Raw genomic sequence first — 16,260 nt, forward strand, 5'->3', positions numbered from 1 at the left:
AAGAATCATTAGCCTACGTACTTCACCTTGCGTACATTAGCTGTTTTAACTTTGCCCTGCTGTGTAACAACTTCTTTTGCACTAGCAGCCAATAATTTAGGTAATAGACGCTCATCGTCAGAGCGCCAACCGCTACAAAAATTTAAAACAGATGGTTGTAAACTTGCTTCTGTTTGTAAAATGCGCACACCTTTCTCTTTTACCAGCTTTAATGCTAGAGGCTCTGGCAATAAAGAGATACCAAGACCCTGCTGAGTTAAGTTCATTAAATGATTCACTGAACTACAAGTATGCAACATAGGTTTGGCTTCCCCTAAAACTGCGAATAACCTCTCTAGATCTCGCCATGGCTGGGTATGCTTTGGGAAACTGAGTACTGAGCAAGTGGCTAACTGCTGCAAATCGAGTATTCTATTTTGCCAGTTTTGCTGCTCTATTACTTCATCAGATGCTATCCATTGCTGGTGTAAACTACATAAGTATTCGGTCATCAAACTGGCATTACTAGGTTGAGATACCATAAACACCATATCCAATTGATGTTGCTCTATTTGTTTCTCTAAGTGATCACTAAGATCAACTACCACTTCAAACTGGATATGAGGAAAGTCCAAACGCCACTGTTTAAGTAGAGGCGCTACCCATAGTTCAGCAAGTGTATCAGCAATTCCTATACGGACTGTGTCTACATCCAACAAGTCTTGGTTTAGCTGCGATTTCATTTCTTCAGCTATGCGCATCATTTTTTGTGCAAATGGCAACAACTGGCGACCGCGACTGGTTAACTGTGTGCCGCCTTTATCTCGTCGAAATAAACTAACATTCAACTCGGACTCCAATGCAGCAATACGCGCACTAATCGCTGGTTGAGTGGTACTCAATGCTTTCGCCGCGGCATGAAAACTATTTAGCTCGGCTACCTTGACGAACGTTTCTAAATTACGAATGCGCATCGTGACCTCTTGCTTTACCAAGTAAAGCTGGTTCAATTAGGACTCTAAGGCGGCGCTGAAGTTCAAGGCCATCCTCTACAGGAAGACCGTCTTCGGTTAACGTATTTTCCCGCGTGACACCATCCACGCTGCCGCGATCCGATAAGTACTCCAGAACTTGACGAGCATCTAACATGGTCAATAGATCTCGCTGCATTTGCGCGCTGATCATTGCAATCAGACCAAGAGCTGCCCAGTTGGAAACATCAGCAATCACCAGTTCGCTACACTGAGTCGCAGCAGCTTGAATATCTAATTGATTCAGAGCCTCATGAATATTTCCCATGCCAATTTCATTGCCGCCATCACCAATTGCGATGGTGGGGCAATTAGCTTGACGGAAAAAGCTATCAAAACAACCAGCTCGAGCACTAATATCTTCACCACGCATATTATAATAACGACCATCACTGGCTTGGCCTGGACGCTCAATCGAGACTATCAAACTGGGATTGAGATCCTGCAATGCTTGTCGTGCTTCATCGTCTTGCTTGCAATGCGGACCAACTATCAGCTCCTGAACATTATAATCATGACGCAAGACTTCACTTAAAGGAGCGCCGCATACGATGATTGGATGTAAACCCATTGCCTCAAAAGCTCGATATAGTGCGATCGCACCAACCGGCCCATCTGTTTCGAACGTGTCTACGACTGGAAAACCTGTTCCAATTAAAACCGTGCCCTTGGCGCCTAATATGAGATCTGAAGCACGCTTAATGTAGCCTGACGGCAGGGCATGCTGAACGGTTTTCATGCCCCGCAAATTACGTTCAACCAGAATATCTTCAATTTGTTTGCTAATATCAAACATCAAAGCCTCGTTCATGGTTGGCCTCCAACAAGCACGGTTTTAATTCAATTTGCTTGAATTTATGATCAGCCAAATGCAACAAGTTATGGGCATGATCGATTGAAATTGGTTCAAAATTCACCGTCGCCCCAGGCGTTAACTGAGACAGTTTCGCTAAATCCAACGAAAGTACAGAACCAATTTTTGGATAACCCCCGATGGTTTGGCGGTCATTCATCAATACGATAGGTTGACCATCGGCAGGAATCTGAATAGCCCCTAGGCATATACCTTCGCTTAATATCCCATTGATATCACATTCAATTTTAGGACCCTGTAAGCGATACCCCATACGATCCGCCAAGTCGCTTATCCTAAAATCATGATAAAAAAATCGCCGTTGCTGATGACGGGAAAAATGTTTTTCTTGATAACCTGGGATCACGCGCAAGACTGCATGATTCCCATAGTTAGGAATGTATGACTCAGGCAAATACCACGCTTGGTTCAATGAATTTCGCTTTTTTAATTTGAGTTCAGCGCCGGACTCTAGCTTTCCTCCATTAATACCGCCTATGCCTTCTCGAACCACAGCGCTGGCGCTATCGAACTGTTTTTTAATATCAAAGCCACCAGCGACCGATAAATAAATGCGACATCCTTTTACGGCATAAGCCAGCTCAATTTTTTGCCCATTTTTAATATACAGTGTCCGCCACTGGGGCTGTCTCTTGCCATCAACCGAAACGTCAACTTTCGCCCCCGTCACGGCAACACACATATCCTGAGTAGCAACCGCTTTGAAACCACCCATTGTGATTTCCAGCGCCACTGAGTTGGCTTGGTTATCCACTAATCGGTTTGCAAATCGAAAAGCAAACGGATCCATTGGACCACCTGTAGTTAACCCAAGATGATGCTGACCAAAGCGCCCCAAATCTTGCGTCAAAGTTAAAAAACCGGGATCAATAATCTGCAACGCCATTACGCAATTTCTCCCTTTGGTAGCTCGCCGCCCATGTCAAAAAACGTTTGTTCATCGATGGCATAGAACTGCACTAAATCACCGGATTGCACCGGCATAGGAGGTTGCTCCTCTGGCTCAAACATAGGTATTGGACAGTAGCCAATTAAATTCCAGCCACCGGGACTTTGCTTGGGATACACTGCTGTTTGTCGATCAGCAATGGCGACAGCTCCCTTTGGTACCCTCTTACGAGGAGTATCTAGGCGCGGCATAACCAAAGATTCATCTAACTCACCTAAGTATGCAAAACCAGGAGCAAAACCAATTGCATAGACCTGATAAGACTGGGATGAATGACGCTCAACCACCTCATCACTTGACAATGATTTATGCTCAGCAACACGCTGTAAATCAGGACCGGCATAATAGACGGGTAAACGAACGAGGCGACGCTGATCATCACTGTGCGAATTGAAATGAGATTCATACGCAAAACGTATCCATTTTCTCACTGCTAAATGATCTATTTTTAATGGATCGAAAATCACGAGAACGGATGCATAACTTGGCACAAGATCAATAAGCTCACGCCCAACATATGGTCGCAACTGCTGGCATAGATGCAGTATGTTTTGCGTAACTTCAGGACTGACTTGGTCACCCACATAAACAATCAGTGCGTTTTCCCCAGCCACATGAATATTCATGATTGAATCAACTCGCGAATACTTTGAATGGCCTTAACACCAGCTTCGTTGTCGCCGTGAACGCATACTGAATCAGCTTTAATTGATAGCGTTTGACCACTTGCCGTTGTCACTGTGCCATGCTCCACAAGCTGCTGCACCTGTTGCAACATTTTTTCCTGATCGTGAACGGCCCCAGCTTGGTTACGTGCTAATAATTTGCCATCGTCGTCATAGCATCTGTCGGCAAATGCTTCGAAAATCAACTCAACGCCTAACGCTTCTGCTTGCTTTTGGTGCTCTTCACTAGCGGCTGTTGCTTGCAACATTAATTTAATCGGACGATGAAAGTCAGATACAGACTTCAATATGGCCAAGCGTATATCGTCATTCTTCATCATGTCGTTATATAAAGCGCCATGGGGTTTTACATATTCCATGGTCAGGCCAATATTTTTTGCCATTCCATCCAGCGCACTCATTTGATAGTGCATAAAGCCTATGATTTCCGTCTCACTGCAGTTCATACTGCGTCGACCAAACCCAACTAAGTCAGGATATGCTGGATGGGCACCTACCATAACGTTATTTTTTTTCGCTAGCTGCAGTGTTTTTTGCATGGTCACTGGGTCGCCACCATGAAAGCCACACGCAATATTGGCCTGATCAATATGAGGAAAAACCGATTCGTCCATACCCATGGACCAAGAACCGTAGCTCTCGCCTAAATCGCAATTTAACAATAAGCCATTCCGACTCATAACTACCTTCTTACAAAATTGCCAACTTTGAATTCGACATGTCAGTAACGACCATGCACCCTGGAGAATGAGTAATACAAAACTCTGGTTTCGCTGCCATAATCGCAGCTTGCGGCGTTACACCACATGCGGTAAACACGGGCACCTCCCCCGCGCGGATAGAAACGGCATCGCCATAATCTGGCTTGTTAATATTGCTTATACCAATATCCTCTGGATTACCAAAGTGAACCGGGGAACCATGAACAGATGGAAAACGCGAGCATATTTGAATCATGCGGATGGCATCCGCTGGTTTAAACGGACGCATGCTAACCACCATATTGCCATGTAAACGCCCCGCGGGCTGACAAGTCATATTGGTGTCGTACATAGGCACATTTACACCTTCAGTGATGTTTCGAATTTCCAATCCATCGGCCAATAATGCTTCTTCAAAACTAAAACTGCAGCCCAGCAGGAACGTAACTAAATCGTCCCGCCATACACTCGATATATCCGTGACTTCTTTATCAAGCCGCCCATTCTCCCAAAGACGATACCTGGGGACATCAGTTCTGATGTCAAAATCAGGCGCAATAGAAGGTATCTTTGTCGCCCCAGGGCTGGATGCCATCGCCACAATGGGACATGGCTTGGGGTTTAGTTGGCAGAACTGCAAAAATTCATTAGCCCAAGCTTTGGGTAAAATAGCCACATTGCATTGCACATACCCTGCACAATAGCCAGATGTATGCCCCGTATGCTGACCAGCTCGGATACGTTGGCGTAGTTCAGCTGGCGTCTCTTTTTGCATATTTATTACTCCCCCAACCCTACTCACACCTGGCATGAGCATACTTAATGAAACCTATACCGCAATTATAGCTCAGGCAATGCAGAATGATTCAATGTCTTTATCAATAAATGTAGATTCTCCTTAATAACTTTAAATAATCAACATAAATTTCAATATTTCGAACATACTGATATTATTTCCCTATCAAAGAAATTTAATATTTCATTCCATTCATAAAGACAGTGCAGCCAGAAGCTCACATCTCATGACAGAACCCATCTCTCTTCATCGCCCATTCGTCTTGGTATTCTTCCGCCTAATATCGTCAAAGGCTTTGCAGCATCGGAGTTTTTCATTATTCTGACCATTTGATTAAGGAACTAAGGACCATGCAAGAAATTGTTAATGCCATTAATGGCGTCGTCTGGAGCCCTGCGCTCGTTTATCTCTGCCTAGCAGCAGGGTTATTCTTTTCCATCGTCACGCGCTTTGTTCAAGTGCGCCAAATAAAAGAAATGTGGCGCTTACTATTTACGCCAAACAAATCCGATACTGGCATTTCCTCTTTCCAAGCCCTAGCCATCTCACTATCAGGACGTGTCGGCACAGGTAATATTGCGGGTGTCGCCGCAGCCATTGGCTTTGGTGGCCCTGGTGCCGTTTTTTGGATGTGGGTAGTCGCTTTCTTGGGTGCTGCTACAGCCTATATTGAATCTACATTGGCACAGATTTATAAAGAAAAAGATGGCGATGAGTTTCGTGGTGGCCCCGCCTATTACTTTGAAAAAGCACTTGGGCAAAAATGGTATGCCATCATTTTCGCTCTTGCCACGATCCTTGCAACAGGCTTTCTAATGCCCGGCATTCAATCAAATAGTATAGGGAATGCGATCGTACTTGCCTTTGGTTCAGGCGATATGGTTAGCACAGGGATCGGCGAACTAAGCTCTGTCAAAATCGCAACAGGTGTACTTATTTGTATCGTACTAGCATTCATTATATTCGGTGGTGTTAAGCGCATCGCTCATGTCGCACAATTGGTTGTGCCTTTTATGGCGCTTGCCTATATCGTTATTGCTGTTGCGATCGTATTACTTAATATTGAACAAGTCCCGAGCATTATTGCCATGATTGTTGGGGACGCCTTTACCCCGATGGCCGGAATCGGTGCAGCCATTGGCTGGGGCGTAAAGCGTGGTGTTTACTCTAATGAAGCAGGCCAAGGTACAGGTCCTCATGCCGCTGCGGCTTCGAACGTTCAACATCCTGCTCAACAAGGTTTAGTACAGTCCTTTTCAATCTACATAGATACACTATTTGTCTGTTCTGCTACTGCGTTCATGATTCTGATTACCGGCGCATACAATGTTCATGGTGTAGGCGATGCATTCCTTGTGCAAAATCTAGGCGCTGACATTGCTGCAAACAGCCCTGCTTTTACGCAACTTGCGATTGAGACCACGTTACCGGGAATGGGCAAACCATTTATTGCATTTGCACTATTCTTCTTCTCTTTCACCACCATTTTGGCGTACTACTACATTGCTGAAACCAATGTCAGCTATATTCGCCGCACCTTTAAAGTACCTGGTCTAATGGGCTTATTAAAAATCGTACTATTGGGCTCAGTATTCTATGGCACCGTGAAAACTGCTGATCTTGCTTGGGGACTAGGTGATATCGGTGTTGGCCTTATGGCTTGGTTAAACATCATTGGTATTCTATTAATCTTCTTCATGGCTCGCCCTGCTATGAAAGCTTTAAAAGATTACGAGAAACAACAAAAAGAAGGTGTAACGGAATACCATTTTGATCCAGAAAAACTCGGCATTAAAAAAGCTGACTTTTGGGTTGAGCGCAACCAACAGGAAAAACGTTCAAACAATTCCTAGTGTGACGAAGTAGAAATAAATATTTTTTAACACGCATAAAAAAAGCCCCTAAATTGTTTTAGGGGCTTTTTTTGTATTCACGCTTAGCGCATATTTATTAGCTGTATACAGGAAATTCTGCACACAAAGCCTGAACTTTAGCACGAACCTGAGCTGCTACTTCATCTTTATTGCCATTCTCAAGACTATCAAGCACATCACAAATCCAGGATGTTAAATCACGAGCTTGCTCTTCTTTGAAGCCACGAGAGGTAATTGCCGGCGTACCAATACGCAAACCTGACGTAACAAACGGAGAACGTGGGTCATTCGGTACGGCATTTTTGTTCACTGTAATATGAGCTTCGCCTAATGCGGCATCTGCGTCTTTACCTGTGTACTCCTTGCCAATCAGATCAACTAGGAAAAGGTGATCATCGGTACCACCAGAAACGATATTAATACCACGCTCAATGAATACTTCGGCCATTGCCTGAGCATTCTTAACCACTTGCGCTTGGTACGTCTTGTATTCTTCTGACATAGCTTCTTTGAAGCACACTGCTTTCGCGGCGATCACGTGCATCAAAGGACCACCTTGCGATTCTGGGAAGACAGCAAAATTAAGTTTTTTGTTTAACTCTTCATCTTCTTTGGCAAGAATCAAACCGCCACGAGGACCGCGCAACGTTTTGTGCGTTGTAGTCGTCACAACATCAGCGATACCCACAGGAGAGGGATAAACGCCTGCCGCAACAAGACCTGCAATATGAGCCATATCGACAAATAAGTAAGCACCTACTTTATCGGCGATATCACGGAAACGCTGCCAATCAACAATACGACTAAACGCAGAGAAGCCACCAATGATCATTTTAGGTTTGTGCTCTAGCGCAAGACGCTCCACTTCTTCATAGTCAATATCACCCGTTTCTGGGTGTAAACCGTACTGAACGGCATCATAAATGCGGCCAGAGAAGGATACCGACGCACCATGGGTTAAGTGACCACCATGAGCCAAACTCATACCTAGTACTTTGTCGCCCGGCTTACAAAGTGCCATGAAAACAGCGGCGTTTGCCTGCGAACCAGAGTGAGGCTGAACATTAGCGTAGCCTGCGCCAAACAACTCTTTAGCGCGATCAATTGCTAGCTGCTCAACGACGTCAACATGCTCACAACCGCCGTAATAACGCTTGCCTGGATAGCCTTCAGCGTACTTGTTGGTAAGCTGGCTGCCTTGGGCTTCCATGACGCGTGGGCTGGTATAGTTTTCAGATGCGATCAACTCAATGTGATCTTCCTGACGCTTTACTTCAGCCTGCATCGCTTCCCAAACAGCTGGGTCAAAATCAGCAATATTCATGTCTCGTTTAAACATGGAAATCCCCTGCATTCAAAGATGACGGTTGATGTGCACTTGAGTATAAGCACTAAGACGCACTAACCAAGAAAAGTTGGGCGCATTGTACCCAAGTTATAAGGATTGGGCACTTGAAACTCCATCAAGCCAAGTGAAGCTTTACTCATATTCACGGGTGAACAAGACCTCGACACTGATCTGTAGCCATGAAAACAGCGACTTTAATGCTCCAGATAAGGCTCTGACTCTGTTTCTAAGAAGTCTTGCGCGAAAAGATCTGCAGGAACCGGGTGGCTATACATATATCCTTGCACCTGATAACAACCGATCGTCTTAAGGAATTGGCGTTGGCTTTCGTTTTCTACCCCTTCAGCAATGACACCAAGTCCAAGGTTGTTGGCCATGGCGACTATAGTTCGTGTGATCTGTCCATCTTCTTGGTTATAAGGAAGGTTTTGAATAAAACTTTTATCGATTTTCAGCTGGCTCACTGGAAATTGCTTAAGGTAGCTCAAAGAGCTATAGCCGGTTCCGAAATCGTCAATGGATAGACCAAAACCCATCTTTCGCGCCTCATTGAGAACAGCCAAGGTTCGGTCAATATCATCCATAAGAATACTTTCAGTTAATTCTAATTCTATAAGCTCTGGGTCTACGCCTGTTTCATCGACAATTCGACAGATCCTATCGAGCATTTGCGCATCTTTAAATTGTCTAGCGCTCAGATTGACCGCCAATTTAGGAATAACATAACCCGCTTCCTGCCAATCCATGATTTGCTCACAGGCCCTTCTTAAAACCCATTCACCAATAGGAACTATAAGCCCAGTTTCTTCAATGATTGGAATAAACTTATCGGGACCAACCAGTCCAATGTCTGGACGATGCCAACGCAATAAGGTTTCCACTCCGCAAATACAATTGTGTTTAATGTCCCATTGCGCTTGGAAGGTTAATTCAAATTCATCGCGCTGCAGAGCAAGGTGCAAATTATTTTCTAGCTCTAAGCGCTCCATTGCTTTTTCATTCATCTCTTCCGCATAAAACTGGAAGTTATTTTTGCCCATTGCTTTAGCGTGATACATAGCAGTATCTGCGTTTCGCAATAAATCCGTACCACTAAGAGCATTCTCTGGATACAATGCAATTCCCACACTAGCACTTAAATACAATTGCCTGTCTTCAATAAAAAACGGCTGCATCATCTGATGTAAGATACGTTCACTCACATCAATAATGGTTTGTATTGCTTGTTCAGTTTCAGGCAAAGTTGCCATAATCACCGTAAACTCATCCCCCCCAATTCGGGAAACAAGGTTCTTCGCACCGACGGCTTCTTTTAAGCGGCTAGCTACTTCTTTTAAAACTTGATCACCAGCCGGATGCCCCATGGTATCGTTGATAGGTTTAAATCGATCCAAATCAATAAACAACAATGCTAGCTGAGATTCTTCTTTAGCCATTAAGCGATCCAATGCTTCATGCATTTGCGCGCGGTTGGGCAAGCCAGTCAACGGATCAAAATATGCAAGATGTTGAATCCGCGCCTCTGTTTGTTTTCGATGGGTAATATCACTGGAAATAATAATATGTGATTGTATTTGTCCCATTTCATCTTTCAGTGCCGTGACGCCCGTCCAGCTAGGATGCTTCTCGCCTTTACGATTTATATAGTCAAGCTCTCCCTGCCAATATCCATCCACAAGCAATGCATCACGGATATCCTGCATGGTTTGATGACTCACATCTTTGGCAATAAATTGTTTTGGATTAACGCCGATAACATGCTGCCCATCAAATCCGGTCAAATGCGTGAACGCTCTATTAACACGGCTAATCAAACCTGTACTCGTTGTCATCATGATGGCTTCTGAAGAATTTTCGAATACTTCACTTGCGGTGCGCGCTTCATGTTCAATGAAGCGTCTTTGCGTTACATCACGACAAGTTGCCAAGATTCCCTCTATGGCACCGGACTCATTGCGCAAAATACTGCTTTGCATTTCTAATATAACGGGAACACCGCTAAACGTTTGCGCGTCTAAATCCATTGTTCGCACTTGATCTTTGAAGCTCGAGATAGAAAGCGCTAACTGCAAGTCTCTTTCTAACGCCTGGATAAGTTTATTGACACTCTCCGTTATTAAAAATAGTGACAGGCCTTCGCGCATAACTTGATCAGAGTCATAGCCGAGCATTTTGTTAATAGATGCACTGATGTAGCTTAATTCTAATTTTTTATTCAGAGTAAAGACGATATCTGAAATACCATTGGCTAAAAGTCGGTAGCGACGCTCACTGAATGACAGCTGTATCTTGGCATCTTCCTCTTCTGTAATGTCGCGAGCCATCCCGACATAATATTGAGCGGGAACCTGCGTCTCTGAACTAAAGATACAATCACGGAAACGAATAACTCTCCAATTTCCATTCTTATGTTTTAAACGCGCTGTCGTTTCCTTCACTTCACCTGGGCGCATTGTTTTAAGCTGGCTAATTGCCGCATCACTTTTACTAACATCGTCAGGATGAATAAGTTGTCTCCAGTGTTCAATCTCTTCAAGCTCTTCACTGCTATACCCTAATAACTCACCAATATGACGTGAACTAAAACGCGTCTGCTTTGCAAACAAATCGTTAACGTAAACCGTGTCGGGTAGGGTTTGAATAACATTGGACCAAAATTGCTCACTGTCTTTTAACGCAAGCTCAGCCTTAATACGGTCATTGATATCAATGAAACTTACAATTGCTTGATCTTGTCCTACTTGATCCAATGTAGCATTCACCAAATAATGATTCTTGACGCCTTTTGCGTTAATGAAAGCAACCTCTCGCGAAAAGCTTTTCGCTCCTTGACGAATACCTTCTGCCATCTCCTGCATCAATTCATGATTGTAACTTAGAAAAAGATCCTTCAACGCTTCGATAAATTTTTGCTTATTACTACCACCATGCATACTGACAGCAGAGGCGTTGATATCAATTAAATTGTAGCTAGAACGCAGGTCAGCGAAGCTATCCGGATACTGTTTTAAATAATCTTCCACTGAAACACCATCAAGCTGCTCAAGCCATGATCTAACCAACGATATATCTACATGCCACATGCCCACTCCACAGCCATCGTAGAGTGCTTGGTATCGGGCGCGACTGACATTTAAAAGATCTCGATTAGCAGCTTGACGAGACACATCACGTAGTACCCAAATACAACTATTCTGTTTTTCCGGACGATATAGACTTATATTGAACGTTTTTAATTGACCACTCACATCTACGAGAGTGTCGCCATAGTTAACAATTCTGAGTTTGTTTTTCAGGAGATTTTGATCTTTTTCCAACCATGGTAATCCATCGAAGGGGAAACTTTGTACCAGTGGTTTGCCAACAACTTGCTGGCAGTCATTTAGACCCAAGAGAGTCATCGCGGATGGATTGCAAAAAATAATGCGTCCTCGATAATCGGTAGTAATCACGACCTCTTCAATACAGGATAGAGCCTCTTCCGCTCGATTCGCTTTTGCACTGAAGCGATCAAGATCAGTTTGGTTCTTCTCTTTAACATACCGCAGAATCTTGAACCCCAGATACGCAAGCATCCAATAAATAGCAATAAAAATAATATGAGGAAGTGCTAAAGCTAGAATCTTTTCTGTCCAATATCCCTGTGTCTCAACCGCGTATATGCGCCAAGGCGTATCCACCATATCAATATCAACCAGAATTGCTCGTTCACCTGACAGAGCACTGATCGTTGGACGACGATCTTGAGCAAAAAATCGGCCATCACCAATCACGACTTTTTGTTGCTTACCTAACCATAAGTGAAACCCCTCATATTCTTGACCCAACAAGATGTCACTATAACCATGCATGCTTCGACTGATGACAAGATAGTAACGCGGATACTCCGCATTGGGAGAATCAATCGTAGCGATGAAATACACCACTCCTTGCTTATCCTTGGGAAAATACTGCCCATCGATATGAATCGATAAATGTTGCGACGTTTTTATAGACTTTACATGCTGTTCAATCAGCTTAGATTCGTTTTCGTAAAGATAGGGAATAGTATTTTCGATGACTTGGCCACTTTCATCTAAAACGAACAACCCGCGATAACCAGGGAACGCCTCATTTATAGAAAGATCCAAAAGCGCAAAAGGCGCATTCTCTTGATCCAATTTCAGCAGATCGTTCTGATGGAGGGTGAGCAGTGTCGCTAGCATGTTCTTTTGCGAACTAAGCACTGTATTACTTTGACTTGCATGACTCGTCGCAACATGCTTTACCAAGCCATTATAAGCTTGCTTTTCTGACTCTATTTGAAAGAATAGTGAGATTCCTTGAATGACCAGTACGAATATAAAAAGCACAACAATCATGGGTAAAATGACAGAACGATCCGTCATTTGATTGATCAATTGATTGGCTTTGCTCACTGAGTCATTTCCTTAGTTTGCGTTTGCCCGCCTAATGGATTAGGTTGCGGCTAATAATTGTTTTCATTTATAAAGGTGTATCTAAGCCCATGGCTCAATACGTTTATACCATGAACCGCGTTGGCAAAGTGGTCCCGCCAAAACGCGAAATTCTAAAAGACATCTCCCTATCCTTCTTCCCTGGCGCCAAAATTGGTGTTTTAGGCTTAAACGGCGCAGGTAAGTCCACTTTATTACGCATTATGGCTGGCGTCGATACCGAATTTAACGGTGAAGCCCGTCCGCAAGCGGATATTCAGATTGGATACCTTTCGCAAGAGCCTGAGTTGGATCCTAACAAAGACGTCCGCGGTAATGTAGAGGATGGTTTGCGCCATATCCTAGATGCCATGGAAGAGCTCGATCAAGTTTACGCGGCTTACGCCGAGCCCGATGCTGATTTTGACAAGCTGGCAAAGCGGCAAGGCCAGCTAGAAGCCGTCATCGAAGCGAACGACGGCCACAACCTTAACAACACCATGGAACGCGCTGCCGATGCCTTACGCCTGCCACCCTGGGATGCCGACGTTACCAAACTATCGGGTGGAGAGCGTCGTCGTGTTGCGTTATGCCGTCTGTTACTAAGTAAACCCGACATGTTGTTACTCGATGAACCAACCAACCACCTGGATGCCGAATCCGTAGCATGGCTAGAGCGGTTCCTTGAGAACTATCCTGGTACCGTGGTAGCGATTACCCACGATCGTTACTTCTTAGACAACTGCGCCGAGTGGATCTTGGAACTGGACCGTGGCCATGGTATTCCGTTCGAAGGAAACTATACCAGCTGGCTTGAGCAAAAAGAGGCTCGACTAGAGCAAGAGGAGAAGAAACAGGCCGCACTAGAGCGCACTATCAAGCACGAACTTGAGTGGGTGCGATCAAACCCGAAAGCACGCCAAGCCAAAAGCAAAGCACGCCTTGCGCGTTTTGATGAGCTGAATAGCCAAGAATTCCAGAAACGCAATGAGACCAATGAAATCTTTATTCCACCGGGTCCTCGCTTAGGTGATTTAGTGGTGGAATTTGAAAACGTTAGCAAAGGTTTTGGTGATCAGTTATTAATTGACGACTTTTCAGCGAAGATACCGCCTGGAGCAATTGTTGGTGTCATAGGTGCGAATGGCGCTGGTAAATCTACGCTATTTCGCATGATTGCTGGCACAGAACAACCTGATAGTGGGACGATTCGCATCGGCGACTCGGTAAAACCTTGTTTTGTTGAGCAGCTTCGTGACGAGCTAGATGACAATAAAACCGTATGGGAAGCAGTAAGTGATGGCCACGATCAATTACAAATTGGCAACTTTGAAATTGGCTCTCGAGCATACTGTGGTCGCTTTAACTTCAAAGGTAATGATCAGCAAAAACGCGTTGGAGAGTTATCGGGAGGCGAGCGCGGCCGCCTGCAATTAGCTTGCATGCTCAAGCAAGGGGCGAACATGCTATTACTCGATGAGCCATCCAACGATCTCGATGTGGAAACCCTTCGGGCGCTTGAGGAAGCGCTTTTAAGCTTCCCTGGTTGTGCTGTCGTTATCTCCCATGACCGTTGGTTCTTGGACCGTATTGCCACCCATATTTTGGCTTATGAGGGTGACAGTCAATTGTATTTCATGGAAGGTAATTACCAAGACTATATGGAAGATCGCAAACGTCGCTTTGGTGCCGAGGCAGACCAACCCAAGCGAATCAAATACAAAGCCCTAGGCTAACCTTCAAAGAGACAGCCTTTGTTCATAATTATCGTATGAATAGAGGCTGACTCCCTGCCAATATCAGCTAAACTCCTAATAAGATTCAAACTTTAAAGGAGAGGCTATGAGCGAGCATCGCCATTTCACGCGAATTGAATTCGACGCTGATACCAGAATTAGCCAAGGAGAGGATGTTTGGTCTGTTGAATTAATCGACATTAGCCTAAACGGCGTACTCTTCAAGCAACCTGAAAATTGGTTGATAAACCCAGGCAAAGCACTTTTCGTAAACATACATTTGAGTGATCAGAACATCATAAAGATGGAGTGTCAGCTCGTGCATACCACAGAAGAAGAAGTCGGGTGTCAGTGCAAGCATATCGACCTTGACAGCATCACTTTGCTTAAACGACTGGTCGAACTGAATGTTGGCAGCGAAGAAATGCTAGAGCGTGAACTGAGCGCCTTGATTCAATAGCCTAATGCAAACGACCAAAATCCTAGATTATTTCTAGGGCCTGAGAGATGTGTTCGACCGCCGTCACTTGCATTCCTTCTATGCCTCCCTTAGGCACATTGGCTTTGGGGGCAATGGCTCGAGTAAAACCGTGTTTAGCCGCCTCCTTTAAACGCTCTTGGCCACTTGGCACGGGTCGAATCTCTCCGCTCAATCCCACTTCACCAAATACGACTAAGTCTTGAGGTAGAGGCCGATCCCGAAAACTCGATAACACCGACATTAACAAAGCCAAGTCTGCAGATGTTTCCGCTACACGTACGCCACCCACCACATTAATATAGACATCTTGATCTCCAGTATGAATGCCACCATGACGATGCATCACAGCCAACAACATAGATAGCCGATTTTGGTCGAGCCCAACAGCAACGCGTTTGGGGTGACCAAAGTGGCTGTCATCCACCAAGGCTTGAATCTCGACAAGAATGGGACGCGTGCCTTCCCACACAACCATTACAATAGAACCGCTTACTGCTTGCTCACTGCGCGTTAAAAAAATAGAACTAGGGTTTTTAACTTCTTTCAAGCCATGTTCTAGCATGGCAAATACACCCAATTCGTTTACTGCACCAAAGCGATTCTTAATACCGCGTAAAGTTCGAAAACGGTTATCACTGTCCCCTTCAAGCATGATAGAGCAATCAATCATGTGCTCTAATACCTTTGGCCCTGCAAGAGAGCCATCTTTGGTGACATGGCCGACCAAGAACAAAACCGTTCCACTTTGCTTGGCATAACGAGTGAGATACGCAGCACTTTCTCTCACTTGAGATACACTACCCGGCGCTGACTCAATACCTGGAGTATGCATAACCTGAATGGAGTCGATTACCATCACTTTGGGTTCATGATGTTTGGCAATCGAAATGATTTGTTCAACATCCGTTTCCGCTAGCATTTGAATTTTATTAGTGGGTAAATTCAAACGCTGAGCTCTCAGACCAACTTGTTGTAGGGATTCTTCACCTGTGATGTAAAGTACAGGCATATGCTCAGCTAAATAACACATAGTTTGCAAAAGCAATGTGGACTTACCCGCCCCGGGGTGTCCTCCCATGAGGTTTACTGAGCCAGGCACTAAACCGCCACCGAGAACACGATCAAACTCTGAGGCCCCAGAGGAAAATCGTGGTAACGCTTCTAGTGATACTTGATCCAGTGTTGTTACCTTATTTTGACCCGGTTTTGCGCTACCCGCGTAGCCTTCTCGCACAGCGGCGGACTTAGAATTCGATACCGTAAATTCTTGTAATGTATTCCATTCACCACAGGCACCGCATTGTCCTTGCCATTTGGAGAAATCAGCACCGCACTCACTACAAACAAAGGCAACTTTCTTTTTTGCCAT

12 protein-coding genes are annotated in these 16,260 nt (G+C 44.6%); 3 read left to right on the forward strand and 9 right to left on the reverse strand.

All coding sequences use genetic code 11. From position 1 onward, the window contains the following. Window positions 1-8: 8 nt before the first annotated feature. From HF888_RS15185 to HF888_RS15210, 6 genes are read right to left on the reverse strand one after another with little or no spacing between them, the layout of a single operon-like run. Window positions 9-953, reverse strand: a complete 945-nt coding sequence (locus HF888_RS15185) for a LysR family transcriptional regulator (protein WP_007018212.1) — start codon at window positions 951-953, stop codon at window positions 9-11. Then, on the reverse strand, window positions 940-1,821 hold the full coding sequence (locus HF888_RS15190) for a DUF4392 domain-containing protein (RefSeq protein WP_007018213.1): 882 nt from the start codon (window positions 1,819-1,821) through the stop codon (window positions 940-942). Before HF888_RS15190 ends, HF888_RS15185 begins: the two co-directional genes overlap by 14 nt. Then, the gene (locus HF888_RS15195) at window positions 1,799-2,770 is read right to left on the reverse strand and encodes a 5-oxoprolinase subunit C family protein (RefSeq protein WP_007018214.1); all 972 of its coding nucleotides are present in this window, start codon (window positions 2,768-2,770) and stop codon (window positions 1,799-1,801) included. The genes HF888_RS15190 and HF888_RS15195 overlap by 23 nt, the downstream gene beginning before the upstream one ends. Continuing rightward, window positions 2,770-3,459: a 5-oxoprolinase subunit PxpB gene (pxpB, locus tag HF888_RS15200; RefSeq protein WP_007018215.1), complete on the reverse strand. Its 690-nt coding sequence runs from the start codon at window positions 3,457-3,459 to the stop codon at window positions 2,770-2,772. Before pxpB ends, HF888_RS15195 begins: the two co-directional genes overlap by 1 nt. Further along, window positions 3,456-4,199 carry a 5-oxoprolinase subunit PxpA gene (locus HF888_RS15205; RefSeq protein WP_007018216.1) on the reverse strand — a complete coding sequence of 248 codons (744 nt, stop codon included), beginning with the start codon at window positions 4,197-4,199 and terminating at the stop codon, window positions 3,456-3,458. The genes pxpB and HF888_RS15205 overlap by 4 nt, the downstream gene beginning before the upstream one ends. A gap of 10 nt (window positions 4,200-4,209) precedes the next feature. Continuing rightward, the gene (locus HF888_RS15210) at window positions 4,210-4,995 is read right to left on the reverse strand and encodes a putative hydro-lyase (RefSeq protein WP_007018217.1); all 786 of its coding nucleotides are present in this window, start codon (window positions 4,993-4,995) and stop codon (window positions 4,210-4,212) included. Window positions 4,996-5,366: 371 nt separating this feature from the next. Between HF888_RS15210 and HF888_RS15215 the strand changes: the two genes are divergently transcribed. Next, complete coding sequence (locus HF888_RS15215) at window positions 5,367-6,869, forward strand: alanine/glycine:cation symporter family protein (protein WP_007018218.1); 1,503 nt, start codon at window positions 5,367-5,369, stop codon at window positions 6,867-6,869. A 97-nt stretch (window positions 6,870-6,966) separates the two neighbouring features. Here the strand turns inward: HF888_RS15215 and glyA are convergent, their stop codons facing one another. Next, window positions 6,967-8,229 (reverse strand): serine hydroxymethyltransferase, encoded by a 1,263-nt coding sequence (gene glyA, locus HF888_RS15220; RefSeq protein ID WP_007018219.1) that lies wholly within the window; start codon window positions 8,227-8,229, stop codon window positions 6,967-6,969. 203 nt (window positions 8,230-8,432) lie between these two features. Then, window positions 8,433-12,656 carry an EAL domain-containing protein gene (locus HF888_RS15225; RefSeq protein ID WP_007018220.1) on the reverse strand — a complete coding sequence of 1,408 codons (4,224 nt, stop codon included), beginning with the start codon at window positions 12,654-12,656 and terminating at the stop codon, window positions 8,433-8,435. Between the two features lie 89 nt (window positions 12,657-12,745). Between HF888_RS15225 and ettA the strand changes: the two genes are divergently transcribed. After that, entirely contained in the window at window positions 12,746-14,410 is a 1,665-nt protein-coding gene (gene ettA / locus HF888_RS15230) for an energy-dependent translational throttle protein EttA (protein ID WP_007018221.1), read from the forward strand. A 106-nt stretch (window positions 14,411-14,516) separates the two neighbouring features. Beyond that, complete coding sequence (locus HF888_RS15235) at window positions 14,517-14,870, forward strand: PilZ domain-containing protein (protein ID WP_007018222.1); 354 nt, start codon at window positions 14,517-14,519, stop codon at window positions 14,868-14,870. A gap of 22 nt (window positions 14,871-14,892) precedes the next feature. Here the strand turns inward: HF888_RS15235 and radA are convergent, their stop codons facing one another. After that, entirely contained in the window at window positions 14,893-16,260 is a 1,368-nt protein-coding gene (gene radA / locus HF888_RS15240) for a DNA repair protein RadA (protein ID WP_007018223.1), read from the reverse strand.

This window comes from Bermanella marisrubri (assembly GCF_012295615.1).
GTDB lineage: Bacteria > Pseudomonadota > Gammaproteobacteria > Pseudomonadales > Oceanobacteraceae > Bermanella > Bermanella marisrubri.